The sequence below is a fragment of the Sphingopyxis sp. genome (assembly GCF_035998905.1).
GTDB lineage: Bacteria > Pseudomonadota > Alphaproteobacteria > Sphingomonadales > Sphingomonadaceae > Sphingopyxis.
Map to the genome: position 1 here is coordinate 114,477 of NZ_DASYHG010000018.1, position 26,424 is coordinate 140,900.

Here is a 26,424-nt window from a genome sequence, read left to right on the forward strand (position 1 = left end):
CGCCGCCCGGTTCAGCGGACGCTGCCGCGCCGGATCAGGTTGATGATGCCCAGCAGCACGACCGCGCCGATAAAGGCCCACAGCAGGCCGACCGGACTGAAGGTATCGAGACTGGCCCCCATGCCGAAAAAGCTGCCGAGGAAATTGCCGAGGAACGCACCCACGATCCCGACGACGACGTTGAGGATAATCCCCTGCTGCGCATCGGTGCGCATGACGATGCTGGCGAGCCAGCCGATGATGCCGCCGACGATCAAAGTGATGATCAAACCCATGATTTTCCCTTCCCTGAAGCGGCCGGGCAAACGCCGACACCCGGCTCCCATGCGAACGTCCGGTCGCGCCCGGACATCGTTTCAACGATGACAGAGGAATGCGGCCAGGGAGCGAAAGGTTCCCGGCCGGCCCGCGCGGGCTCGGCCGGGAAAGTGGGATCGGTTCCTGATCGGGAACGTCTCCGGGTCGCAATTTCGGGATTAAGCAGCCGCGTTTGACGCTGTTGTGACGAAGCGCACAGCCGCGAAAATAAATGGCGGGCGTGGAGGCAGCGGCCGGCGCTGCTGCTACGCGATGCGGAGGTCCCGCCCGGCACGCGAGCGCTCGACAAGGAACGCGCATACGAAATGGGGGCCGGCATCGCTGCCAACCCCCACTATCCGGCTTTGCCCCACGTACCTCGCTCCACCTCATCCCGTTCCGCTTTTCTTGCGATCAGCGGCCCGCAAAACGATGCGTCGCGGCGCACGCCGGAACAATCCGGCGACGGTTTGGTCGGCCCCCTTTCGGGGGCCGGCCGCACCTGGAAAGCCCTTCATCATCTCTTCTTGCGTCCGCCGAAGCGGTCGCTGTCCAAGCGATGGACTGCATTTCCTGTACCCGATCGGGTCCGCATCAACTCGTGGGAATCGCTGCGTTCCGTGACCAGGCTATCGGTCGATTTCCTCGTCAATCCGTCCGTTCTCTTCCGGCTAGTCTTGCAACTACCCTTGATGTCCCGGTGGTTCGTCGTCTCTGTCGTCCGATGATTTGAAGCTGACATGAAGCTTTGGACGCGCCAACAAAAAAGGAGCGAAAAGCCCCCGCGGATCGCCCCCGCTTGTGGATAAGTCCGGCATTAGCAACAAGCGGATTCGCCGCAGCATTTTTGTAACAGCAGTGCAGCATTTTCGGATTCGGTTTCAGGCCGAATCGCGCCCGCCGATCAGCTCCGCGAGTCGCGACTCGGCGTCTGGGCCAAAAAAAAGCGGGACCCGCAGGCCCCGCTCCCTTTTCATAAGGGTCGAAGGACGATCAACCCTTCACGGTCACCTCGACCCGGCGCGCCGCCGAATTGTCGGTGCCCGTCGTCGTCGCTTCGGCCGGCTTTTCCAGCACGACCCGGTCGGCCGCGAAGCCGAGCTTCTCGAGCGCCGCCTTGACACTCTGCGCGCGGTTCTTCGACAGTTCGGCATTGGCCGCCGCATTGCCCGTCGGGTCGTTATAGCCCGAAACCGCCAGCGTCGCGGCCGGATTGGCGTCGAGATAGGCCTTTACCGCCGATGCCGCGGTTGTCAGGTCGTTCGACACCTCCGATTTGCCCGTGTCGAAGTAGACGGTGAGCATCGGCTTGCCCTCGCGGTCCGCCGCGACGACGCCCGCGCCTGCGGGGATCGCCGCCGCAGTGGCCGTGCCGGCCGCGCCGGTTGTGTCGACGGTGCCATCGCCCGGCGCCACACTCTCGCTGATCGCCGTGTCGTCGGTGGCCGGCGCAACCGCGGCGTCCTGTTTCGAACAATAGCGCAGGCCGAAGAAGATCAGCGCGGCGAGGACAAGGGCGAGAAGCAGCCAACCGAGCCAGCCCATGCCGCCGCCGCTATCGCCGCTGCTGCCGATATCGCCGGTGCCGCCCGAATAGGCCTGTTGCGGACTGGCCGCCGCAGGCGCCGGGTCCACGGGCGCGGCGGCCGGTGGAGGTGCAGCGGCCGCCGGCGCCGCCGCGGAAGCCCCGGCGAGGCCCGCCGCAGCGAGCGGTGCGGCGGATGCGCCCGGATCGTCCTTGGGAGCATCGCCGTCCGCGCCGCCAATGGCCGCCATCGCTGCGGCCGCACCGGCGCCGCCGACCGCGCCCGCTGCACCGCCGAACAGCGTGAGCAGGCCGAAATGCCGCGCGAGGAGGTAATAGACGGTGACGCGGTTCTTGGTCCGGTCGCCCTTCATCTGTTCGCCGACATTCGCGATCGCCGCGTCGAGCGTCGCATCGTCGTCGGTCAGTCCCAGCTTCTTCTTGAGGAAATTCTCGCGAACGCGGTCGGTTTCCTTCTTGTCGGTAAAGGAGACAAGCGAGGAATCGCGATTTCGAAGTGCGATGCCCAGATATTTGATGATCGCCGACACCACCGCTTCGTCGGCGTCCGCGACATATTTCCTGACATCCGCCAGCCAATCTTCTGCCATGCGATTATCCTCCTGCCAGACGCAAGAATTCGCCGTCAGACGCTCGCACGGGGGGCGAGACTCGCGCCTTAGGAGGCGGAACTTATATCATTTTCCGCAAATGCAACATCGCGGGGCCGGATAGCGCGACTTATCGCTTGCCGAGGTCGCCCTTGCCCACGGTGCCCGATGCCATCTCCAGCATCCGGTCGAGGCTCTTGCGCGCGGCGAGGCGGAGCCCCTCTTCCATCTCGATCTGCGGCTTCAAATCGCGCAGCGCGATGTAGAGCTTCTCCATCGTGTTGAGCGCCATGTACGGGCAGATGTTGCAGTTGCAGTTACCGTCGGCGCCGGGCGCGCCGATGAAATTCTTCTCGGGCAGCGCGAGCTCCATCTGATGGATGATGTGCGGCTCGGTCGCGACGATCAGCGTGTCGCCGGGGAAGCTTTTCGCAAACTGCAGGATGCCACTGGTCGATCCGACATAGTCGGCATGATCGACGATATGCGGCGGACATTCGGGGTGCGCCGCGACGGGGGCCCCCGGATGCTGGGCCTTCAATTTGATCAGCTCGGTTTCGCTGAACGCTTCGTGCACGATGCACACGCCGGGCCACAGCAGCATCTCGCGCCCGAACTTGCGGTTGAGATAGCCGCCGAGATGGCGGTCGGGACCGAAGATGATCGGCTGGTCCTCGGGGATCTGGCTGATGATCGTCTCGGCGCTCGACGAGGTGACGATGATGTCGGAGAGCGCCTTCACCGCCGCCGAGCAATTGATGTAGGTCAGCGCGATATGGTTCGGATGCGCCTCGCGGAACCGCTTGAACTGTTCGGGCGGGCAACTGTCCTCGAGGCTGCAACCCGCGTCCATGTCGGGCAGGATCACGGTCTTTTCGGGGCTGAGAATCTTTGCAGTCTCGGCCATGAACTTGACGCCGCAAAAGGCGATGACGTCGGCGTCGGTGTCGGCCGCCTTGCGCGACAGTTCGAGCGAATCGCCGACGAAATCGGCCAGATCCTGAATCTCGGGCTTCTGGTAATAATGCGCGAGGATGACGGCGTTGCGTTCCTTGCGCAGGCGCTCGATTTCGGCGCGCAGGTCGAGGCCTGAGAGATTCTCGCGAACGGGAGCAGTCATGGCGTTTCCTTATATGGCTTTTGCCTTGGCGCACCCCCTACACCGCTGCCCGCGGGAGGGCAATTCGGCTATCGACCGGCAAGCTGCTCCGCAAGCGCGATGACAGGGGGCGTCATCGCCAACAGCGATATGGCGACGCGCGTCGCGATGACAACCGCACCGATCGCCCATGTCGCCGGATGCACCGCACCGCGCGTCCGGCGGTCATAGGCCGCGACGATCGCGACGACCGCCAGCTGGCAAAGTGCCACCGCCGGCTCCGCCCATGGCCCCATCAACGGAATCGGAAGCAACCGGCCGAGCGCGGGTTCGAGGATTACGATCGTCGCCCCAATCATCAGCCGCCGGTGCCAGTCGGTCGCGCTGCGCCGCCGGATCGCCCACGCGACCATCGCGCCGAATACCAGCGACTCGGTCACCGTCAGCGCGAGGAAATAGGGCGGCGTGAAAAAGGGCGGAAAGCGGTTCAGTACCAGCGACGCGATGCCGGTGAAAACGCCGAGGCAGGTGATGAAGATCGCGAGCAGCCCGCCGATCCGCCCAAGTTGGCGATGCCGCGCCAGATTGCCCTGCGACACAAGCGTCGGCTGCGCGATCAGCAACGCGAGCCACGCGAGCATCGCGACACCGTGGACATGGACCCAAAAGGGCGCCGCGACCGGATCGACAAAACCCCGCAGCGCGAATTGCAGGAAACCGAAGACGATGAAGATCGCGAGGCCGATCGCCATGCGATGCCAGAAAAGTTCGGCGCGCGCGGCGCCCCCCGCTGTCGTAGCCATGCCCTGTTCCCCTGCCCGACCCGGGCCGAAGAATAGCACCGCACCAAAGATACGGAAGCCGGGTTTTACCCAGTCGGGGCGTCGGCGAAGCGCGCGGTCACCTTGGCTTCGATACCGGCGGCTTTCAACGGCATGGCGAAGCTCTGCTCGACCGCGGTACGCGCCGCACCCTGCGCGAGGCGCATCGGGGTCGCGCCCTTCGCCTGCGCGATCAGCTCCTCCTGCGCGCGCTTGCGATTGGCGGCGTCGAGCGTGCGTTCGGCATCGGTCAGGGTGAGCAGGATTTCGCCATCGCGATACTCGCTGATCGCATCGATATCGATTTCGGGTCCCGCGAGCCGCAGCGGCGGCAAGGTGACGGTGAGCGCATTGGTCGCCGCATCCCAATCGAGGTCCGATTGCCTGAGCTTGCCGAGGTCGAGTTCGTAGCGGACCGTGCCCGGCATGATCAGCGTCTTCTTCGCGCTCAGCCCCATCCGGCTCTGCGTCGAGGTCACCACCGCGACATAGCGCGCGGTGAAGGGAACGAGCACATTCTGTTCCTGGAGGCCCTGCAGGCTCGCGGCGACGACGGTTTCGGGGTCATAGCCCTTTTGCCAGTCCTGCCATGCCGCGACCGCCCACCAGACGGCGACGAGCAGCAACGCCGCGGCGGCGAGCAGGATGAGACGGGGGGCGAGGCGAGCGGGGGAGGCGGTCATGGTGTCGTATAATCCGAACAATCGGGCGCCGGCCGGTCCATTTCATAGCGCGACGTCGCGGGGTTATAGCGCAGCGTGCGTTCATAGCTGCACTCGGGGTCTTTCGCGTGGACGAGGTCCGCTGCCTTGAGTCGCAGTCCGCCATTGTCCTGCGACCGGCGCGCGGTGCGAGGGTAGGCGGTCGCCACCGCGCGATAGGTCAGCGCGGGGAGCTCGCCCGCCTCGGCAGGCCCGGCGGACAGCGTGCCGGTGAAATTATATTCGTCGTGGCACGCCTCGCGCCGATCCTTCATCGCCTGTTCGGAAAAACAGGCGCGGATCATCAGCGAGCTGTCCCACACGACATCGAGCACCTCGTCGCCGACGCGCATGTTCGACGGCGTGGTGTCGAGGCGCAGCAGGCGCAGCCGGCTGCCGTTACCGCCGCCCCCCGAATACATAGCCGTCTGGCTGGTCACGACGCCCATCAGATATTGGCGTGCATCGGCCAGCGCGTCGCCGTGTGGCGCTACGGCGATCAGATAGGGCCAGAGGTCGAGCGACTGGCCGTCGTCGCGGCTGTACGGAAGCGGCAGATCGCGCGCATCGTCGGTCATTGGCGCCGTCAGGACGAGCCCGCCCTCGGCCCCGCCCGCCTTTGCCGGCCCCGGCAGGTCGAGGCACAGGCTTTTGTCGGGAAGGCATTTCCGGTCGCCCTCTCCCGCCACCAGCGCGATGACGACCGGATCGGACGCGGCGGCGGGCTGCGCGGCAGCAATCAAAAGCGCGAGCAGCATCAGGCGAGCGTCCATTCGTCATTCTGCGCCCGAACGGCGCCGCGCGTCTGGAGGTCGATCAGATGCGCGAGCACCGAGCGGCCGGCGGCGCCATTGAGCCGCGGATCCAGCCCCTTGTACATATGCTGCACCATTTCGGGGATGACGCGTGTCCCCTTTTCGAGTTCGCGCAAGATCTGCCGCTCGCGCTGCTTGCGGTGGCCGAGCATCCCGCGCACGAGCTGCCGCGGCTTGGTCACCGCGGGGCCGTGCGCCGGATAATAGACGCGGTCGTCGCGGTCATAGAGTTTCGAAAGGCTGGCCATATAGGCGGCCATGTCACCGTCGGGCGGGCTGACGACGCTGGTCGACCACGCCATGACATGATCGCCGGTGAACAGCGCACCGCTTTCGACGAGCCCGAAGCACAGATGATTCGACGTGTGCCCGGGGGTCGCGACCGCCTCGAGTGTCCAGCCGTCGCCCGCAATCCGCTCGCCGTCGGCGAGGACGCGGTCGGGGGCATAATCGGCATCGAAGGCCGAATCGGCGCGCGGGCCATCGTCGGACAGCGCCAGCGGCGCGCAGCCAATGATCGGGGCGCCAGTCGCTGCTTTCAGCGGCGCGGCGGCGGGCGAATGGTCGCGGTGGGTGTGCGTGCACAGGATCGCGGCGACGCGCTGGCCATCGACGGCGCGCAGGATCGCATCGACATGCCCTGTGCCATTGATGTCGGCGGGGTCGCCGATGCTCAGGCCCGAACCGGTCGGGCCGGGGTCGATCACCGCGACGTCGCTGCCCGCGCCGACGATCCACGTCTGGGTGCCGGTGAAGGTATAAGGCGACGGGTTCGGCGCGAGCACGCGCCGCACCAACGGCTCATGCTGCTCGCAATCGCCGGCGCGGATGCTGTCGGGCCAGGGCTTTTCTTCGCTCATGCCGCCCATGTGGCATCGCAAGGGGCGAAGGAAAAGACATGCGCGTCAAAAAGAGGGGACGTGAAAAAGGGAGCGACGTGCGTCACTCCCTTTCCCCGCCCCTGCCGCCGGCCCCACCGGGGAGCAAAGACCGGCGTCGAAGCTGCTCGGGCTAATCGCCCGATTTCTCTATCTCGGCGATCGCCTTGTCGAGGTCGGCGGCGACCTTGGTGCGCATGTCTTCGGACAGGGTGCGCGCACGTTCGCCTTCGGCGAAAGCTTCGCGCGCCTTCTTGAGCGCCGACAGCCGCGCGGCCTTGGCTTCGGGCCCGTCGCTGCACGCGAACATCATGACGTGGCTGCGCTTGTTGCCGTCGCTTTCGTCGCGGTTGACGATCGGCGCGTTTTGCTTGCTGCCGCATTTGCCCATGACGAACGCCTTGCCGTCCATCGTCCAGGCGCGAACGGGCATGGGCGGCATCGGGGGCATCGGCGGCATCGGGGCCATGGCCGTGCGAAGGCGCTCCCTGCGCTTGGCTTCGAGCTTGTCGGCGATCGCCTCGGCGCGCTTGCCGGTGACTCCCTGTTCCTTGAGCGTCGCGATGACATCGTCGCGCGACAAGCCGCCGTGCGAACGGATCTCGATGCGGCGCATCTTATCCTTCCCGTCGGCGGGAGCGAACATCACCGTGGGCGCCTTGCTTTCGCCTTCGCCGTCGCGGCGGATGACGATGCGGTGCACTTCGCGCTTATTCTTGCCGTCGTCGGCTGTGCTGTCGTCGCTCTGCTCGGTGAAGACCATCACGCCGGGCGCGTCGGGGGCTGCGAGCGCCTCGGGCGGCGGCGGCGCGTCGGGAGCGGGCGGCGGCGCGGGGACATCGGCGGTCTGGGCCCTCGCCACCACGATCCCCGCGGGGACGAGCGTCGCGGTCGCGCCAAGCACCGCGAGCGTCGCGCTGCCGATCAGCAACCGGCCGACCAGCCCGCGCTTTTTCGAAATATCCTGCCTCGTCAACATTGTGAGCCTCTCCTGCAGATTATCGTGGACCGCCATCGGCGCGGCGAGCGACAAGCGCGGCCCGACCGCCGCCTTGACGATCGCGGTCGCATAGCGCGCGGTGCGCTCGCCCCGTTCGTCCTGGTCGGCCATCGTCAGCACGCGCGCATCGCATGCCGCTTCCTGGTCGAACCGGAAGGCGCGGATGGCGCGCCAGGCAAAGGGATTGAACCATTGCGCGGCGAGCAGCACGAGCGCCGCGCTGTTCGCCCACAGATCGCCGTGGCGGTGGTGCGACAGCTCATGATCGATCGCCAGCGCGCGCTCCTCGGCGACATAGCGCGCGAAGAAATCATGCGGCACGGCAACGTAGCGCCGCCACAGCCCGAAAGCGACCGGACCATCGACCGCATCGGACATCACCAGCCGGATCGTGCCGATCGGTTCGAGTTCGACCGCATCGCCCAGCACTTCGCGGCGAAAGCGCTGGTGCGACACGAGCGCGGTGACCAGAACGGCCGCCATTCCCGCCGCCCACAGGGCAAAGAAGACCGGGATCAGCTCGGCGAGCGACCAGAGCGGCTCGGCCGCCGCCGCGGTCACCGCGACCGGCAGTCCTTCGGGCACCATCACGATGGCCTCGGTCGCCGGCGCGGGCATCACGACCACCGGGTCGGCGAAGGGCAAAGGCGGCATCACGAGCCGCAGCGCGGGCACCGCCCACAGGGCATAGGTCAGCCGCGGGCCGAAATGGCGCGCAAAGGGCTTGCGAATGATCAGGACGAGGAGGACGAGGAGGCCCGTGGTGACGAGCGTATCGGCCCATGCCTGAAGCAGCATTGCGGGGCTCATGACTTGAGCCTCTTCAAGAGCGCCTCGATCTCCGCGATGTCGGTGTCGGTCAGCGCCTCGCGGTCGGCGAGATGCGCGATCAGCGGGCTGACGCGGCCGCCGAACAGGCGATCGACGAAGCGCTGCGATTCCTCGCCGACGGCGTCGGCGCGTTCGATCGCGGGGCTATAAAGATAGCGCCGGCCATCGGCTTCGGCGGTGACCGCGCCTTTCTGGACCAGCCGGGCGAGCAGCGTCTTCACCGTCGCCTGCGTCCAGCCGTTGGCCTTGCCGATGCGCGAGGTCAGGTCGGCGGCGGTCTGCGGGGCTTCGTCCCACAGTGCCGACAGCACCTGCATCTCCGACTCGCTTGCTCGTTCTGCCATGCGAACCCCTCCCATTGGCATCGCCTGTCTGCGATACGACTACAGATGTAGTCAATGGGCTGAACGCTTGCTGAACGAAGCTGAACGACAAAGTGTCGGGATTTTTGACACTGCGCGCACCCGGTAAGGAATCGCTAACCAGCGTCTCGCGCCGGAATCCGCGTGGGCGCCAGATTGGCACGGCAATTGTATAGTATCTGATGTTCCCGAGTGTTCCGCTCAATGGAGCGGTGGGGGGCATCAGTCTGGTCCCTGATGCCCCCTGCCCCCACCCGGGAAATCCCCACTTGCCCCCGATGCTGACGGGGGGCGGAGCGGCCGAAAGGCCCCGCCCCCCGGAGGCTTTTTCGTCGATCGCTATCACCAATGGATCGCGCGACCGCTTTCGACCGGTGGCGGACCCATCCATCATCGTCACCCCGGACTTGATCGGGGGTCCACGACGACGATGCTATGGATCCCGGATCAAGTCCGGGATGACGAAAGAGGGTGAACGAACGTCCGCCCCATCCTCGATCCGACAAACAAAAAACCCGCCGGGACGCTCGTCCCGGCGGGTTTTGATTCGATATCGCGCGGCGCTTATTCGGCGCGCGTCGGAACCCCGTCCATCAGCTGGTGCAGTTCGCCGGCTTCCCACATTTCCATCATGATATCGCTGCCGCCGATGAATTCGCCCTTCACGTAAAGCTGGGGGATCGTCGGCCAGTCCGAAAATTCCTTGATGCCCTGCCGGACTTCCATGTCCTGGAGCACGTCGACGGTGTCATATTCGATGCCCAGCCGGTCGAGCATCGCGATCGCGCGCGAGGAAAAGCCGCACTGCGGGAACAGCGGCGTGCCCTTCATGAACAGCAGCACGGGGTTGTCGGCGACCAGCTTGGCAATGCGGTCGTGGGTGGTCGGGTCGGTCATCGTCAGTCTCCGGGCAGGCGCGCCGTCGCGCCGCAAATATATATGGCCCCTATGAAGGGATGGCGGTGGTCAATTGCAAGGCATGAAGTTCGCCGCCCATGCGCCCTCCCAGGGCTGCATAGACCGCCTTGTGCTGCGCAACGCGCGTCATCCCTTGAAAGGAGGCGCTGACGACATGCGCCGCATAATGGTCGTTGTCGCCGGCAAGGTCGGTGATCGTCACCTCGGCATCGGGAAAGGCCCCGACGATCATCGCCCGCAAATCTTCCTCGCGCATACCCATGTGGATCGCCTCAGCCCTGGCTGTCCATGAACTGACGCCGCGCTTCGGCGGTCTTGTCGTTCAGCACCGCGCGGATTTCGGCGTCGCTGATCTCGACCTGCGCCGCGGTCAGGTCGCCCGCGAGCTTGCGGATGACGTCTTCGTCGCCCGCTTCCTCGAAATCGGCCTGCACCACCGCCTTGGCATAAGCGTCGGTTTCCTCGGGGGTCAGCCCCATGCGTTCGGCCGCCCATTCGCCGACCAGCCGGTTGCGGCGCGCGGTGATCCGGAACTGCACCTCCTGGTCGCGTGCGAATTTCGCTTCATGGGCCCGTTCACGATCGTCAAATGCGCTCATCTTGTCCTCACCGGTTAAGCTGTCCCCCGCAGATAGGTGGCCCGCCCCACCGGCGCAAGCCGCCTGTGCGGCAGATCACTTCCCTTTTTCAGACGAAGGGGTTAGGGTCGCGGCCAAGGGAATGGGTCGTACCGCAGCAACAAAGACTGCACCTTGCCGGACATGCGCCGGCACGGGGCCTTTACGCATGTGTTTGGGGGATTTGGTGATGACCGTTCGACGTCCGCATTTTGTGCCGGTTCTGGCGCTGCTGGCTCTTGCCGCGCCCGGAACCGCGCTTGCGCAGGGCACCGACCCAACGCTTCGCGACAGTTTTTCGATCGGCAGCGAGGGCGGCTCGTTGTGCGAGGTGCAGGCGACCGTCCGCGACGGCGTGGTCAAGGGGATGTTCGACCGCGCGTGGACGATCATCTGCCGCGATGCGAGCCAGCCGGTCGGCTATGTCCGCCTGCTCCGCGCCAGCCCCGACGAAGCGCGCGCGCGGATCGAGCAGGGCCGCGCCGGCACCATCAGCTGCGCCGCCGGGGGGACCTGCACCGTCCGGGACAGCAATATCGAGTGGACGACGCGGATCGAGAGCGACGGCAGCAACGTCTATAGCGTCGAGGGTTTCGCCGCCTATGGCGACGCGCTGAATATCGCGCTCGAGTCGGTGCGCCGGCACAAGATCGTCCCCGGGGTCATCAAGGTCGCGACGACATCGGTAGGCGGCAACGACGGCTTTGCCCGCACGCTTGCCGGGGCGATCGACGTCGACAAGGCGCTGGCCGAGGGATATCGCCGCAACCACAGTGGCGACTATGCCGAAGCCGCCGAATTTTTCGAAGCGCTGTCGCGCCGCACGCTCGAGGAACAGGCGGCCGCCGATATCGACCCGACCGAGTTCACGCTGAACCGCGCCCTGCAACGCTCGAACCTCGGCGAATTTGCCGAAGCCGAGCGGCTGTTCGCCGAGGTCGAGGCCGTCCCGACCGGCGATCCCGTGCAGGTCCGCCTGCGCCGCAACTTCCGCGCGATCAACGCGCTGAACCAGCGCGACTATGACGGCGCCGCGAACCTGTTGCGGCAACCCGTCGCCCCGCTGGCGGGCGGCGTGACGGTCGCGGGCGGCGCGGTGACGCTGACCCCCGAAATCGTCGCGGGGGTGAACAGCGGCGCCAACGCCCGCGCAGTCCGCCAGAGCGGCGACCGCGAACGCCTCGCGCCCGCCGAACGCGCGCAGATCATCGATGCGCAGGCGATCCACCTGCTTGGTACCGTCGAACGGCTCCGCGGCAATGCCGAGGCCGCCAAATCGGCGCAATTGAAGGGCTTGTCGGACGCGCTTGCGGTCCGGCAGGGCCGCGTGACCTCGATCATCCGCCTGCGTTCGCAGATGCTCGGCGAACTCGCGCTCGCCGAAGAGGCGCTGGGCGACACGGGCGCGGCCGATGCGCGCTTTCGCGAATCGGTCGATGCGCTCGCGATCGAATATCCCGAAACCAATGCGCTCGCGTCGGCGCGCGCACGTTATGCTGCCTTCCTCACCCGCCAGGGTCAGGACGACAAGGCGATCGCCATCTATCGCGAGGTCGTGACCGCGCTTGCGGGATCGCAGCGTTCGACCACCGGCATGGCCAATATGATGGCGCCCTATTACCGGCTGCTCGCTAGCCGGTCGGCGACCGACGCGACCGCCGCGGGCGAATTTTTCGTTGCCAGCCAGCTTCAGGTTCGTCCCGGCGTCGCCGACACGCAGGCGGTGCTGGCGCGCGAATTGTCGAGCGGCAGCGACGACGGCGCGCGCCTGTTCCGCCAGGCGACGACGCTGAACCGCGACATCGAACGCGCGCGGATCGAGGATGCACGCCTTTCGCAGCTTCCCGAATCGCCCGAGATCAACGCGCTGCGCGCCGACATCAAGACCCAGCTCGACAATCTGGCGTTCCAGCAGGCCGAAACCGTCGTGGCGCTGTCGGCCTTCCCGCAATATCGCGTCGTCGCACAGGGCAAACTCGACCTTCCCGAATTGCAGAAGGTGCTGCGGTCCGACGAAGCCTATCTGAAGATGCTCGTCGTCGGCGACGCGGTCTATGCGATGCTGATCGAACCCGGCGGCGCGCAGCTCTGGAAGTCAGACATCAGCGCCGCGGGCCTCGACAGCGCGGTCGATACGATCCGCTCGACCATCTCGATCGTCGAGAGCGGCCGCCGCGTCACCTATCCGTTCGACGCAGCGACGGCATACAAGCTTTACGGCCAGCTGTTCGGCCCGGTCGCCGCGCGGCTGCCCGCGGTGCCGCACCTGATCTTCGAACCCGACGGCGGGATGCTGCGGCTGCCGATCAACCTGCTCGTCACCGCCGACACCGGGCTTGCCGCCTATGAACAGCGGGTGCTCGACCCCGACGCCGACCCGTTCGACATGCGCCAGATCGCCTGGCTTGGCCGTACGACACGGCCGAGCACCGCAGTCTCGACGCTGGGTTTCCGTAACGCGCGGCAAGCCGCACCGTCGAAGGCGGCGAACCAATATTTCGGCCTCGGCGAGAATCTGCCGGTGAATGGCAAGCTGTTGCCCTCGACCGGCACCCGCGGCGCGGCAGCGGCCGCGCTCGACGGCGATTGCCTGTGGGACGTCGCGCAATGGTCGCGCCCGATCTCGGCCGACGAGCTGGTGACCGCCCGCAACGCTATGGGCCAGGCGGCGGGCACGCTACTCACGGGCGGCGCCTTCACCGACACCGCGGTGAAAAACCGCACCGACCTTGGCGATTATCGCATCATCCACTTCGCGACCCACGGCCTTGTCACCGCGCCGCGTCCCGCCTGCCCCGCCCGCCCCGCGCTCGTCACCTCCTTCGGCGGCGGCGATTCGGATGGGCTGCTGACCTTCCAGGAGATTTTCGACCTCAAGATCGACGCCGACCTCGTCATCCTTTCGGCATGCGACACCGCGGGCGCGGCTTCGGTTTCAGCGACGCGCGAAGCCGGGCTGTCGAGCGGCGGCGGCAATGCGCTCGACGGGCTGGTGCGCAGCTTCATCGGCGCCGGCGGCCGCTCGGTGATCGCGAGCCACTGGCCCGCGCCCGACGATTTCGACGCGACCAAGCGGCTGATCGGCGGATTGTTCGCCGCCAACGAAGGGACGAGCGTCGCCGACGCGCTGTGGAGCACGCAGATGCGCCTGATGGACGACAAGCAGACCTCGCATCCCTATTATTGGGCGGGCTTTGCGATCATCGGCGACGGCGCGCAGCCGCTGCTCCACGGCGCGACGGCGACCGCGGCGACCGCCCGCACGGGAGAGGCCGCCGGCCGCGCCGCCCGCTGATCCGATGAACGCAGCCGAAGCCACCCTTTCCGCGGCGGACACGGCCGTGCCGGACGGCCAGCGGGCCGCCGTGCCGCTGGGCAAGCGCGTGCGCCGGCTGGTCATGCAGCTCGGCCCGTCGCGGATGGCGGCGACGATCGTCTTCCTTGTGATCGCGATGCTCATCGCGCGCTTCAGCTGGCAGATGCCGTTGATCGATGCCGCCGAACGCGCGCTTTATGACGCGCGCGCGACGCTGATGGCGCCGCATGTCGAACAGGACAAGCGCATCACCCTCGTCACCTATAATGACGAGACGCTGTTCAACACCGGCATCCGTTCGCCGCTCGACCGGACGATATTGGCGAACGCGCTCGGCAATCTCGACCAGATGGGGGCGAAAGCGATCGGGATCGATATCGCCTTCGACTCGCCGCGCCCCGACGACGATGTGCTGAAGGCGCAGTTGCGCGCGATGCAGACCCCGACCTGGCTCGCCTATGCCGAACAGGCGAGCAACCCGAACACGATCTTTTACGAACAGCAGAAATATCTCGAAGCCTATATCGCCGACGTCGCGACCGCGAAGACGAAGCCGACGAGCGTCCTGTTCCGTACCGACGACGACAGCGTCATCCGCCGCTGGCCCGACCGGCCGAAGAACCTGCCGCCTCTCATGTCGAACGCGCTCGCCCCGGTCGATCCGGCCTATGCGAACTATCAGGGCAATATCCGTTTCCTCGTCCCGGCGCGGGCGGCGAAGGGGCAGGAAGAGCCGGTCTTTGCCAATATCCCGATCGACACTTTCGCGATGCCGATGGATGCCGAGATGCGCGCGGGCTTCGCCGAACTGGTCAAGGGCCGCTATATCCTGATCGGCGGCGACATCATCGACAACGACCAGTTCAACACCCCATTGAGCCGCTTTGTCGACCCGATCACCGGGCAGCACGAAACGATGATCGGCCTCGAAGTCCACGCGCACATGCTGGCGCAGCAGCTCGACAACGCCTGGTCGCGCCCGCTCGCGGGGCCGGCGCTCTGGGTGCTGGCGGTCCTGATCGTCGTGGCGGGCGGGCTTACCAGTCTCATCGATCTGCGCGCGCGCTGGGTCGCGCTCGCCTTCCTCGGTCAAATGGCCTTTTTCGTGGCTTTTCCCTTCTGGCTGCAGGGCCGCGGCGTCGACACGTTGACGCTGCCGACCTTTGGCTGGGCGATCGGCTGGCTGTTCGGCTATGCCGCGGTCGGCACCGCGGCGCGCACGATCGGATCGCGCCAGCGCGCCTTCGCGCAATCGGCGCTCGGCAAATATCTACCCGCCGACGTCGCGGCGCAGATCATGCGCGATCCCGACCAGCTCTCGCTCCACGGCGAAAGGCGCAACATCTTTTGCGTCTTCACCGACCTCGAAGGCTTTACGAAGCTGAGCCACGCGGTGACGCCGGAAACCGTCGCGCGGTTGCTCAACGAATATCTCGACCGGCTGTCCGACATCGTGCTCGAACATGGCGGGACGATCGACAAATTCGTCGGCGACGCGATCGTCGCTTTCTGGGGCGCGCCGCTGAGCCGCGCCGACGATGGCGAAAGGGCCGCCGCCGCGGCGCTCGCAATGTATCAGGCAGGCGAAAAATATCGCGTCGACCTTGCCGCCGAAGACGTCCCGCCGATCGGCATGACGCGCGTCGGCCTCCACGTCGGCGACGCGATCGTCGGCAATTTCGGCGGCGAGGGGCGCATCCAGTACACCGCGCTCGGCGACAGCATGAACACCGCCTCGCGGCTCGAAGCGGCGAACAAGAGCCTGAAGACCGGCGTCCTGATCTCGGCCGAGGCGGCCGCGCGATCGGGCCGCGACGACCTTGTCCCGATGGGGCGGGTGACGCTGCGCGGCCGCGCGCAGCCGGTCGATGTGTTCACGCCGCGCCCCGACCTCGACCCCGGACAGCGCGCGCGCCTCGCGGCGCTGGTCGCCGCGCACGGGGGGAATGACAAAAAGACCTATGTGACCTGTGCCACAGCAATACAGGCGGATTTCGGTCAGGATCCAGCCATCATGTTTCTGATAGAACGTCTGAACGAGACCAACGAGGGAGAAAGCTATGTCCTTTCCTGACTTCCGGATGCGCCGCCTCGGCCTCACCGCCGCGGCCGCCATCGCCGCCATCGCCTGCGTCGGCACCGCTGCCGCGCAATCGATGGTCGTCCGCTCGACCGGGCCTTCGGCCGCCAAATACCCGACGGGCGCCAAGCTCAAACCCGCCGACAAGCTGACCCTCGTCGCGGGCGACAAGGTCGTGCTGATGCAGGCCGGCAAGACCCGCACCCTGTCCGGCCCCGGCACCTTCGGCGCCACCGGCACTGTACAGGCCAGCCAGTCGCTGGGCGGCAATGTGACGCGGATGCTCGCCAAGGGGCCGACGATGCGATCGCGCGGGGGGTTCACCCGCGGCGATCCGGCGGCGCCAGCGCCGGCAGATGTGCGCGCGCCCAATTTGTGGCTGCTCGACTATCGCGAAGCTGGAACCTTCTGCGTCGCCGATCCGGCAACCTTGATGCTGTGGCGTCCCGACATGGAAGGCGACACCGCGCTGGAAATCGAAAGCGCGGGCAAGAAAGCGACCGTCGCAATCGTCGACGGCGCGAATTTCCGCAAATGGCCGACCGACGTGCTGCCGGTGCAATATGGTGCCGACTATCGCCTGTCGGGCGGCGGCCTCGCACGGCCGGTGACGGTGCGCTTCACGTCGATAGACAATGCGCCCGACACGGTCGAGGCATCGATCGAGCTGTTGATGGCCAAGGGCTGCTCGCCGCAGCTCAACCGGCTGGTCGACACGATGTCGGAAGCCGAGGCCGGCTGAAGAACGTGGGTGGGGCGGCCATTGTAACCGCCCTATCCATCTGATATTCATCCAAGGAAATTCCGCCAGTCGCGCGGCGGTAACATTTCCTTGGGTCGCAATTCGCCCCGCCGGTTCGCCGGCGGAGCAGTGGAGTTGGCGTGCAGCGACTGTCGCGGCGCGCCCGTACGCAAGGGGTGGTGATGGCCGTGTCGGGGGATATGGGGAATGACGGGATCGACGTGCGCAAAGGCGCCGTGATCCGCAGAGCGCTGGCCGGTTCGGCGATTCTGATCGCCGCGGCCTTGCCCGCCGCGGCGCTGGCACAGGCAACGCCGCAAATTCCGACACGCGAGGAAATCCAGCGTCCGACGCTGCCCCCCGCGGCGCAGCCGAGCGAGCAGATCGTCGCGATCGACGACGAGGTCGAACGCGCGCCCTGCCCGCTCGCCAATCCCGAATTCGCCAACGTCCGCTTCACCTTGCGCGGGGTCGAATTTTCCAGCGTCGAAGGCATCGACAACGCGGTGCTCGCGCCGAGCTGGTCCGACCGTGTCGGCCAGGAGTTGCCGATTTCCGCCGTGTGCGACATTCGCGACCGCGCGGCGACGATTCTGCGGTCGAAAGGCTATCTGGCCGCGGTCCGCGTGCCGCCGCAGACGATCGGCGACGGCGTCGTCAAGCTCGACATCCTCGCCGCGCGGATGGCGCGCATCGAGGTGCGCGGCGACGCAGGGGCGAACGAACGGCTGCTGCAGCGCTATCTGTCGCGGCTCGACGACCAGCCCGTCTTCAACATCGTCGACGCCGAACGCTATCTGCTGCTCGCGCGCGACATTCCGGGGATGGACGCGCGCCTGACGCTGCGCCCCGGCGCGGTCCCCGGCGAAGTCGTCGGCGAAGTCACCGTCACCCGGACCCCCTTCCTGTTCGACTTCAACGCGCAGAATTTCGGTTCGCGCGACGTCGGGCGCTGGGGCGGCATCGCGCGCGCGCGCTTTGCGGGCCTGACGGGCATGGGCGACCTCACCACCGCCAGCTTTTACGCGACCCCGGATTTCGACGAGCAAAAGGTGGTCCAGGTCGCGCACGAATTCCGGGTCGGCGGCGAAGGGCTGCGCTTCGGCGCAAGCTACACCTATGCGTGGACGCGCCCCGACATCACCGGGCTTCCTATCAAGTCGGATACGCAGATCGTCAGCCTGTTCGCCGCCTATCCGCTCGTCCTGACGCAGGCGAACCGCGTCACAATCGGCGGCGGGCTCGATTTCATCGATCAGGACATCAGCCTGACCAGCGTACCGATCAACGAAGACCGGCTGCGTGTTTTCAACCTCCGCGCCGACGCGAACTGGATCGACCCCGCATCGATCGCCGGACGCGGCGGCTTCGGCCCCGCCGAACCGCGCTGGTCGCTCTCGACATCGCTCGAAGCGCGGCAGGGGGTCAGCTTCCTCGGCGCCAGCGACGGCTGCGGCCCCGGCGGCGCGGCCTGCTTCCTGCCCGGCGCGGTGCCGCTGACCCGCATCGAAGGCAAGCCCGATGCCTTCCTCGTCCGCGCGAACGCGCTGGCCGAATGGCGCCCCACCAAATTGTTCACGCTGTCGGCCGCACCGCGCGCGCAATGGGCGAGCGACCCGCTGCTCGCCTATGAAGAATTTTCGGGCGGCAATTTCACCGTCGGGCGCGGGTTCGACCCCGGCACGGTGATCGGCGACAGCGGCGTCGCGGTGGCGCTCGAGGCGCGCTACGGCTCGTTCGTCCCGGCCAACACCGAAAGCTTCACCTTCCAGCCCTTCGTCTTTTTCGACGCGGCGTGGGTGTGGAACAAGGATAGCGCGTTCAACGGCCTCAATCCGCAGAAACTCTTTTCGGCAGGCGGCGGGATACGCGCCGCCTATGGCGATCTCGCACGGCTCGACGTGACGATGGCGGTGCCGCTCAATCGCGGCGGCTTCCTCACCGAAAAGCCCGATCCGCGACTGCTCGTTTCATTGACCACCCAGTTCGGCGTGAGGGCGCGCTGACCATGACTTCTGCATCGAGGACAAATGCCATGCGTGCCACCGTCACCCGCTCGCCCGTCCGCCATGGCAAGCAGAAACTGCTGACCAGCTGTGCGATCGCCGCCGGGATCGCAGCGCTCGCCTATGGCGGGCCGACGCTGGCGCAGGTCAACGGCAACGCCGTACCCGTGCTCACCGGAGCCGGCAGCAGCGTCAACAGCAATAGCGGGACGAACACGACGACGGTCACCGTCACCCAGGCGCAGAGCATCTACAACTGGGTCCCGACCGACACCGCCCCGACGGGCGGTGCTATCGATTTCCTGCCGGTCGGCGAAAACTGGAACTTCATCGGCACCGGCGACTACACCGTCCTCAATCGCTTCGTGAACGGCGGCGGCGGATCGCTCAGCCGCGAGATCGCGCTCAACGGCACGGTCAACAGCTATGTCGGGTCGACCACCGGTCCGCGCGGCGGCAATATCTGGTTCTATAACGCCGGCGGCATCCTGATCGGCGCGACCGGCGTCATCAACGTCGGCAGCCTCGTCCTGACCAGCAATGACATCGTCACAACGGGCGGCCTGTTCGGCCCCGGTGGTACGATCCGCTTCAACGGAACGGCGGGCAGCACGTCGGCGATTACCGTCAACGGCGCGATCAATGCAAACAAGGTCGGCAATCCCGGCGGCAGCTATGTCGCGCTCGTCGCGCCGCGCGTCGTCCAGGCCGGCGCCGTCCGCGTCGATGGATCCGCGGCCTATGTCGCCGCCGAAGTAGCCGATATCCGCATCAACAACGGCCTGTTCGACATCAATGTGACTCGCGGCGTCGAGGGCGGCAACGTGATCACGCACACGGGGACGACGACCGGCCCGGGGCATCAGGACGGCGACATCGACCAGAACCGCATCTATATGGTCGCCATTCCCAAGAATGACGCGGTCACGATGCTGGTATCGGGGACGATCGGCTATGACGATGCCGTCTCGGCCACCGAAGTCGACGGCGGGGTACGCCTGTCGGCGGGTTATAATGTCGTCGGCGGCGAACTCGCGGCGACGCCCGCGAACGCGACCGCGGCCAATATTACCGCGGGCGACACGCGCTTCCTCAGCGGCACGATCGCGCGCGCCAGCAACGTCTTTGCCGCGCAGCCGACGCAGCCGCTTCCCGGTTCGCCGCCGCCGATGTCGTCGGCGGGCCAGTTCTTCGTCGAAGGCAGCGGCACCTTCATCGGTGACGCCAGCTCGACAGTTTCGATCGGCGCCAACCAGTCGGGCGGCGCCACCGGCACCTTCACCGTGCAGTCGGGCGGCCGGGGCGGCGCGCCGGGCGTTGCCGCTGTCAACGTCACCGGAGGCACGCTTTCGGCGCCCGGCGGGCTCACCATCCGGGCCACAGGTACCCCCGACGCCGTGACCGGCAACAGCCAGGGCGGCACCGCAAGCCTGACGATCACCGGTGGCAGCGTCACCTCGTCGGGCGTGACGGTCGAGGCGAACGGCACCTCCGACGAAGGATCGAGCGGCGCAACCGGCGACGGGCGCGGCGGCAATGCCAGCATTACCGTCAGCAACAGCGGCAGTTCGCTGACCGCCGGCAACATCTTCATCAACGCGATCGGGCGCGGCGACAATAGTTTCGCCAGCGGCCCGCCGGCAGCCAACGGCGACGGTGTCGGCGGGACGGCCAGCCTGACCGTGTCGAACGGCGGGGCCGTCGGTCCCGCGACCCTGCTTTCGATCGATGCCCGCGGTATCGGCGGTATCGGCGTCACCCAATCGGGCGACGGCATCGGCGGGACCGCGCGGATCGCGGTGTCGGGCACCGGATCCTTCCTGTCGGCGACGCAGAGCTTCGTCCAGGCCGGCGGCGATGGCGGCGGGAGTCTCGCGGGCTTTACGACGAGCCAGAATGGCGGCGACGGCACAGGCGGCACCGCCGAAGTGCTCATCAACACCGGCGCATCGTCGACCGTTTCGCTCGGCGCACTCGGCGCGAGCGCGCTCGGCCGCGGCGGCAATGCGAGCGGCAGCGAAAATGCGAGCGGCGGAGACGGCACGGGCGGCACGGCGCAATTGACAGTGGACGGCGGCGTCAACGCCCAGTTCACGGCGATCACGCTCAACGCATCGGCGCTGGCGGGCAATGGAACGAGCCCCAGCGGAACCACCGGGCAATCGGGCAACGCGCGCGCCAACAATGTCACGCTCGCCGCGACGGGCGGTTCGACCATCGACAGCAGCGGCTTCATCAACCTGTTCGCTGTCGGGATGGGGACCGCGGGCGAGAATTTCGGCACGGGAACGGGCGGCAATGTCGCGGTCAACGCGACTGCGGGTGGCACGATCACCACGGGCAACCGCCTGACCGTCCAGGCGATGGGCGGGAACTCGTCGCTCGCAATGGCCCAAAGCGGCGGCAACGGCGTCGGCGGCAACGTCGATTTCCTCGCCGATGGCGGGACCATCGTGGCCGAAGTGTATGACGTCGATACCAGCAGCAGCACGGTCAACGTCACCGGCACCGGCGGCACCGCGCGCGGCGGGACCATCGACCTCTTCGCGCGCAATGGCGGCGAGATCCGCGCCACGCTCGACGCGACGAACCAGTTCAATACCAGCGCGGCGTCGGGCAGCAGCGCAGCCGGCACCGCGGCGACGGGCGGGACGATCCAGCTCATCGCCGATGGAGGCCGCCTTGACCTTGGCGTCGGCGCCGACCTCTTGGCCACGGGCACCTCGGGCGGCGCGGTGACGGCGGGCGCAACGGCGACGGGCACCGGCGGTTCGATCCTGATCCGGACCGCCGCAGCCGCCGGCAGCGAAATTGACTATGGCCAGTTTTTTGCCACGACCGACGGCCGCACATCGGTGCAGTTCGAGGTTCCGGGCGGGCCGATCGATACCGCCGGAAACGGCCTTGGCGGCACGATCGCCGTCGATGTCCAGGGCGGGACCCTGTCGGGCGGTTTCATCGAGCTGTCGGCGAACGGCTTTGGCAGCGGCGGCAGCGCCAACGGCACCGGCGGCACCGCGACCTTCACCCAGACGGGCGGCGACATCTCGATCAGCGACATGTCCGTCAGCGCCGATGGCTTCGGCGGCACGGCACCGGGCGTTTCGGGTACCGGCAGGGGCGGCATCGCGAGGATCGACCTGTCGGGCGGGACGATCACCGCCGCCGACATCATCGCATCGGCAAGCGGCGAAGGCCGTTCGGGCCTCGACGGCGACGATCAGGATCCGGCCAATATCACCGCAGGCGGCACCGGCGGTGCCGGTATCGGCGGCAATGCGATCATCAACATCGGCGGAACCGCCATCGTCGATGCGAGCGTCATTGCGGCTTATGCCAATGGCACCGGCGGCACCGGCGGCGCCTTCAACAATTTCTCCAGCTTCGGCGGCACCCCCGGCACACCCGGAAACGGCGGCGACGGGACCGGCGGTACCGCGAACGTCAGCCTGGCAGGCGGTTCGGTCACGGCGAGCAGCGTGATCGCCGACGCGTCGGGCATCGGCGGCGAGGGTGGCTCCTCCTTCTTCTCGAGCAGCTCGGGCGGCGCGACCGGCGTCGGCGTCGGCGGCACCGGCGGCACCGGCCGGGGCGGGATTGCAACGATCGGGCTGGCGGCGACGTCGGGGACGATCGCCGACGTGGGCGCGGTCGCGCGGGGCATCGGAGGTCTGGGCGGTACGCATAATGTCGGCGGCGCCGGCGGCGACGGCTATGGCGGTATCGCACAGGCGATCATCGACGATTTCGACGCGGGCACGCTCCAGATCGCACTCGACTCGACCGCTGAGGGTGGCAACGGCACCAATGGCCGTGACGGCCGCGGCGGCAATGGCGGCAATGCCTTTGGCGGAACGTCGAGCGTCCTCGCCGACGGCGCCAATGCGAGCGTCAGGGTAACGGACGCCAATTTCATTACCGGCGCCACCGGCGGCAATGGCGGCAACGGCAACCTGGGCTTCTCCTCGTCGGCGGCGGTCGCGCCGTCGGGCGGGAACGGCGGTAGCGCGCAAGGCGGCGCGATCGAAGTCATCGCACGCGACGGCGCGGCGATGACGCTCGGCCTGTCCGCCGGCGATACGGTGGAACTCCACAGCACCGGCACCGGCGGCAACGGCGGCAATGGCAGCGCCGCCGACTTCGGCGCCGGCAATATCGGCGGCGACGGCGGCCTTGGCGGCGGCGGTGTCGGCGGATCGGTACGCCTCGTCGCCGATGGCGGCACGATCACGACGGCCGGGGAACCGCTCGAAATCGATGTCAGCGGCCAGTCGGGAAGCGGCGGCACGGGCGGCCTTGCGGGCGGCGGCGGCAGCCTGCCCGGCTCGAACGGCGACTTTGCCGGCACTGCGGGCGGCCGCGTCAATATCGACGCGCGGACGACCAGCGCGGGGGCCGGGCTTATCGACCTCGGCAACACCAATATCTTTGCGAGCGGCGACACGGCGGGCCGTGTCGAAATTCGCAGCGACAGCCGGGTCAACTTCGCCAGCCTCGACGTCGAGGTGCTCGGCCTCGCCGATCCGACGAACAACAACACCGACATAGCGCCGACGGGTATCTTCCTTGGCGCCAACGGCGGAACGATCGAAGCCGGGAGCCTGTCGCTGATCACCGACGGTTCGATCGGTCTTTATGCTCAAGGCGCCGGACGGGTGATCGTCGGCGAGACGGCGCAGCTTCGTGCGGTCGATCAGGTCGACATCCGCCATGACCAGCGCGGCGCCAATGCCGCACCGACGCTGGAGATCACCGACGACCTGGCCATTGTCGCGGGAACGAGCATCAGCGCCGCCGCGGGCAGCCTGCTGGCCGCTGGCGGCACGCTCTCACTGACGGGCGAAGGGCCGGGCGCGACGATCGGCGTCGACCGGCTCGACGCGACCGATATCGCGATCAACGGCAGCGGGGCCGCAAGCGTCGAGCATGCCGAGGCGGTCAATGATTTCACCGCGAGCGCGGGCAGCTTCCGCACCGGGCTCAACTCGATCATCACGGGCGGCGACATCACGATCACCTCGCCGGGTGCGGTCGACCTGGGCAATTCGAGCGCGGGCGGCTTCGTCCAGGTCTCGGGCCAGTCGATCGTCTTCAACAATGTCGATGCCGGCCTGAACGTGAACCTGTTCGCCGATGGAACGGCGGCGGGCGCCGAAGGGATTCGCGGCGGGTCGATCGACGCTGGCGGCGACACCACGCTCTTCGGCAACAGCATCGCGCTGACCGGCACGGTCACGGGCACCGGGTCCTTCTTCGCTTTCGGCACGGATGGCGCGGTGGCGGTGAACAACGCCAATGTCGACGGCACCATCTCGATCTTCGCGGCCGACAACCTGACCGGCACCTATGTCGCCGGTGGCAATATCTTCTTGAATTCCAATGCGAATATTAATGCATCGGCGCAGGCCAATGGCGGCTATGTCGATGGCAACGGCATCCTGGCGGAAGGCAATCTGTTCGTCGTCGCTGCAGGCGATGCGGCGCTGACGAACAGTTCGGCGGGGCGCATGTTCGGCGTCAGCGCAGGGGGCGCCGCGGCGGTGAACGGCGGCACGGCGGGCGAGGATATCCTGATCCTCGCCGGCACCACCGCGAACCTGACCAATGTGACGGGCGGCGACGACATCACCGTCCGCGCGCCGGGCAACATCACTGCGCTCAACGTCCGGACGACGGGCACCGGAGCCGATACGCATATCCTCGAATTCTCGACCGCGTCGGGCAGCCCCACCTTCACGATCGGCACCGGCGAAGGAACGCAGGGCATCAACGGCGCCGATATCGTGATGGCATCGACGGCCGGTGCGATCGACGCGACGACGCTGTCGGCGGGCGACGACATATTGCTCAATGCCGCGGGCAGCATTGCGGTCAACGGCGCCACGACGCTGGGACTCGGCACCATCGGCGGCGACAGCAGCATCCGCACGCAGGGCGGCGCGACGACGCTTGCCGGTCTCGACGCGTTCAGCGACGTCGTCGTCGACGCAGCGGGCCTCGCGAACCTCACCGGCCCCGTGGCGGCGGATCGCGACGTCATAATCAACGCACAGGACGTCCGCCTCGCAACGCTGACCGGGACCGGCGGCGCTGCGGCCCCGACGGTGCAGGCCGGCGGCAATGTGGTGGTCAATTCGTCTGCGGGCATATCGGGCGGCGGTGTTCGCGCGTCCGGCGACGTGGCGCTGACCGCTGCAACGGCGATCGGCCTCACCGCGGTCGAGGGCCAGAATATCGCGCTCATCGGCGCGAACGGCATCGACGTGAACGCCGTCACGGCGCTCGGCACGTCCCTCATCGACAGCGCCGACGGCAACATCCGCATCGGCGCCCTCGCCGCCACGGGCGCGATCGACGCCAGCGCCCAGGCGATCCGCATCGAAAGCGGGAGCGGCATGAATTTCGCCGCGCTCACCACCGACGCCGGCGATGCCTATGTCCGCTCGACCGGCAACCTGTCGGTCGCGAACGCCAATGTCGCGGGCACCGCCGACCTGCGCACGGAGGGAGCGACGATGAACGTCGGCAACCTCGCCGCGACGAATGCTACGCTCGAAAACACGGGCGGTTCGCTGACCCTCGGCGGCGTGACCGTGACGGGAACGCTCGGCGCCGCGGCGCGCACGACGCTCGGGATCACGGGCGTCGTCACGGGCCAGTCGATTTCGCTCGCGTCGGGCGCGATCGACATCGGATCAGCCGGCCGCGTCGGCACCGCCGGGGTGACCCAGGCATTGTCGGTCACCAACAACAACAACGCCAACCAGACCTTCATTGGCGGCACCGGCTCACCCGGCGCCTATCATCTCAGCGCAGACGAGATGACGCGCCTCTACGGCACGCAGATCGAGATTGTCGCGCCCGAAGTCGCCGCCGCAGGCGGCACCTCGGTCGGATCGGCTGCCCCGCCCGACGTCATCGTCGATGGCTTCACCATGACCGGCGGCGCGTCGAATTCGAACCTCGGCGCGAACGGCGCCCTGACGATCCGCACACCGGGCAAGATGCGCGTGATCGGCAACGTCCAGCTCACCGGACTGACCGACGCCAACGCGCTCAATTTGCGCGCCGACGATGCGCTCGAAGTCATCCTTGGGCAAGGCAGTGTCCGGCTGGTCAACGGCACGGCGCCGGCGGGCCAGCTCAACATGGTGTCCGCCGACATCATCGTTGCGACGCAGGCGGCGATCACCGCGGTCGGCGCCGCCACGACCATCGACGCGATCAACTCGCGGCTGGGCGAGAATGACGGTATCGTCCTCGACGAAGGCGCGCTCTTTGCACGCGGCATCCGCGCCAACGTCGCGGGCGGCTTCTATGTCCAGAACAGCGGCGCGGGCACCGAGGCGGCGCAGCGCCGCGGGCTGACCTTCGGCGCCGGCGGGCTCGACGTGACGACGCAGGGGCAGTCGCGGATCGTCATCAACGGCGTGCACCTGGGACCGAACGGCCAGATCACCGGGCTCGATACGATCGGGCTGCTGACCATCGGCGGGGTAGCACCGGTCGTCGGGACCTATGACCGGCGCTCGACCTTCAACGGCTGCTTCATCGCCAATACGGCCGCATGTACGACCGTCGCCTTCGACGTCGAGAACAGTTTCCCGGTGCAGGACGTGATCGAGGAAGAAACCGAAAGCGATGACGGCACCGAGGGCCAGAGCCTGCCGGTGCCGCTGATCACGATGCGCGAGCTCGATCCGCTGACCGGCGAGCCGCTGCTCGACGATCCGGTGACCGGCGCGGGCAATGACGATCTGTGGACCGCACCGACCGGGCAGTAACGAGCGTATCGGTTGACGGAC

Annotated in this window: 17 protein-coding genes; 5 read left to right on the top strand and 12 right to left on the bottom strand. The window is 67.4% G+C overall.

What is annotated here, in order from left to right; genetic code table 11:
- Nucleotides 1-11: 11 nt before the first annotated feature.
- From VGN62_RS09345 to VGN62_RS09400, 12 genes are all read right to left on the bottom strand, one after another.
- Nucleotides 12-275 (bottom strand): GlsB/YeaQ/YmgE family stress response membrane protein, encoded by a 264-nt coding sequence (locus VGN62_RS09345; RefSeq protein WP_037555527.1) that lies wholly within the window; start codon nucleotides 273-275, stop codon nucleotides 12-14.
- Between the two features lie 1,015 nt (nucleotides 276-1,290).
- Complete coding sequence (locus tag VGN62_RS09350) at nucleotides 1,291-2,433, bottom strand: DUF2853 family protein (RefSeq protein ID WP_327453046.1); 1,143 nt, start codon at nucleotides 2,431-2,433, stop codon at nucleotides 1,291-1,293.
- A gap of 130 nt (nucleotides 2,434-2,563) precedes the next feature.
- On the bottom strand, nucleotides 2,564-3,553 hold the full coding sequence (nadA, locus tag VGN62_RS09355; RefSeq protein ID WP_062184388.1) for a quinolinate synthase NadA: 990 nt from the start codon (nucleotides 3,551-3,553) through the stop codon (nucleotides 2,564-2,566).
- A 68-nt stretch (nucleotides 3,554-3,621) separates the two neighbouring features.
- Nucleotides 3,622-4,335 carry an adenylate cyclase gene (locus VGN62_RS09360; protein WP_327453050.1) on the bottom strand — a complete coding sequence of 238 codons (714 nt, stop codon included), beginning with the start codon at nucleotides 4,333-4,335 and terminating at the stop codon, nucleotides 3,622-3,624.
- Between the two features lie 65 nt (nucleotides 4,336-4,400).
- The gene (locus VGN62_RS09365; protein WP_327453052.1) at nucleotides 4,401-5,036 is read right to left on the bottom strand and encodes a DUF4230 domain-containing protein; all 636 of its coding nucleotides are present in this window, start codon (nucleotides 5,034-5,036) and stop codon (nucleotides 4,401-4,403) included.
- A complete protein-coding gene (locus VGN62_RS09370) occupies nucleotides 5,033-5,827 on the bottom strand; it encodes a hypothetical protein (RefSeq protein WP_327453054.1) in 795 nt (264 codons plus the stop codon). The genes VGN62_RS09365 and VGN62_RS09370 overlap by 4 nt, the downstream gene beginning before the upstream one ends.
- Nucleotides 5,812-6,729 (bottom strand): MBL fold metallo-hydrolase, encoded by a 918-nt coding sequence (locus VGN62_RS09375; RefSeq protein ID WP_327453056.1) that lies wholly within the window; start codon nucleotides 6,727-6,729, stop codon nucleotides 5,812-5,814. The genes VGN62_RS09370 and VGN62_RS09375 overlap by 16 nt, the downstream gene beginning before the upstream one ends.
- A 151-nt stretch (nucleotides 6,730-6,880) precedes the next feature.
- A complete protein-coding gene (locus VGN62_RS09380) occupies nucleotides 6,881-8,557 on the bottom strand; it encodes a M56 family metallopeptidase (protein ID WP_327453058.1) in 1,677 nt (558 codons plus the stop codon).
- Entirely contained in the window at nucleotides 8,554-8,922 is a 369-nt protein-coding gene (locus VGN62_RS09385; protein WP_327453060.1) for a BlaI/MecI/CopY family transcriptional regulator, read from the bottom strand. The genes VGN62_RS09380 and VGN62_RS09385 overlap by 4 nt, the downstream gene beginning before the upstream one ends.
- 582 nt (nucleotides 8,923-9,504) lie before the next feature.
- A complete protein-coding gene (grxD, locus tag VGN62_RS09390) occupies nucleotides 9,505-9,837 on the bottom strand; it encodes a Grx4 family monothiol glutaredoxin (RefSeq protein ID WP_327453062.1) in 333 nt (110 codons plus the stop codon).
- A 49-nt stretch (nucleotides 9,838-9,886) separates the two neighbouring features.
- On the bottom strand, nucleotides 9,887-10,120 hold the full coding sequence (locus VGN62_RS09395) for a BolA family transcriptional regulator (protein ID WP_327453064.1): 234 nt from the start codon (nucleotides 10,118-10,120) through the stop codon (nucleotides 9,887-9,889).
- Nucleotides 10,121-10,130: 10 nt separating this feature from the next.
- A complete protein-coding gene (locus VGN62_RS09400) occupies nucleotides 10,131-10,457 on the bottom strand; it encodes a DUF1476 domain-containing protein (protein WP_327453066.1) in 327 nt (108 codons plus the stop codon).
- A 208-nt stretch (nucleotides 10,458-10,665) separates the two neighbouring features.
- Between VGN62_RS09400 and VGN62_RS09405 the strand changes: the two genes are divergently transcribed.
- The 5 genes from VGN62_RS09405 (at nucleotide 10,666) to VGN62_RS09425 (ending at nucleotide 26,403) form a co-directional block, all read left to right on the top strand.
- On the top strand, nucleotides 10,666-13,770 hold the full coding sequence (locus VGN62_RS09405) for a CHAT domain-containing protein (RefSeq protein ID WP_327453068.1): 3,105 nt from the start codon (nucleotides 10,666-10,668) through the stop codon (nucleotides 13,768-13,770).
- A gap of 4 nt (nucleotides 13,771-13,774) precedes the next feature.
- The gene (locus VGN62_RS09410) at nucleotides 13,775-15,865 is read left to right on the top strand and encodes a CHASE2 domain-containing protein (protein WP_414713268.1); all 2,091 of its coding nucleotides are present in this window, start codon (nucleotides 13,775-13,777) and stop codon (nucleotides 15,863-15,865) included.
- A complete protein-coding gene (locus VGN62_RS09415; protein ID WP_327453073.1) occupies nucleotides 15,852-16,613 on the top strand; it encodes a hypothetical protein in 762 nt (253 codons plus the stop codon). The genes VGN62_RS09410 and VGN62_RS09415 overlap by 14 nt, the downstream gene beginning before the upstream one ends.
- A 182-nt stretch (nucleotides 16,614-16,795) precedes the next feature.
- Nucleotides 16,796-18,619, top strand: a complete 1,824-nt coding sequence (locus VGN62_RS09420; RefSeq protein WP_327453075.1) for a ShlB/FhaC/HecB family hemolysin secretion/activation protein — start codon at nucleotides 16,796-16,798, stop codon at nucleotides 18,617-18,619.
- Nucleotides 18,620-18,648: 29 nt separating this feature from the next.
- On the top strand, nucleotides 18,649-26,403 hold the full coding sequence (locus tag VGN62_RS09425; protein WP_327453077.1) for a hypothetical protein: 7,755 nt from the start codon (nucleotides 18,649-18,651) through the stop codon (nucleotides 26,401-26,403).
- The last annotated feature ends 21 nt before the right edge of the window (nucleotides 26,404-26,424 follow it).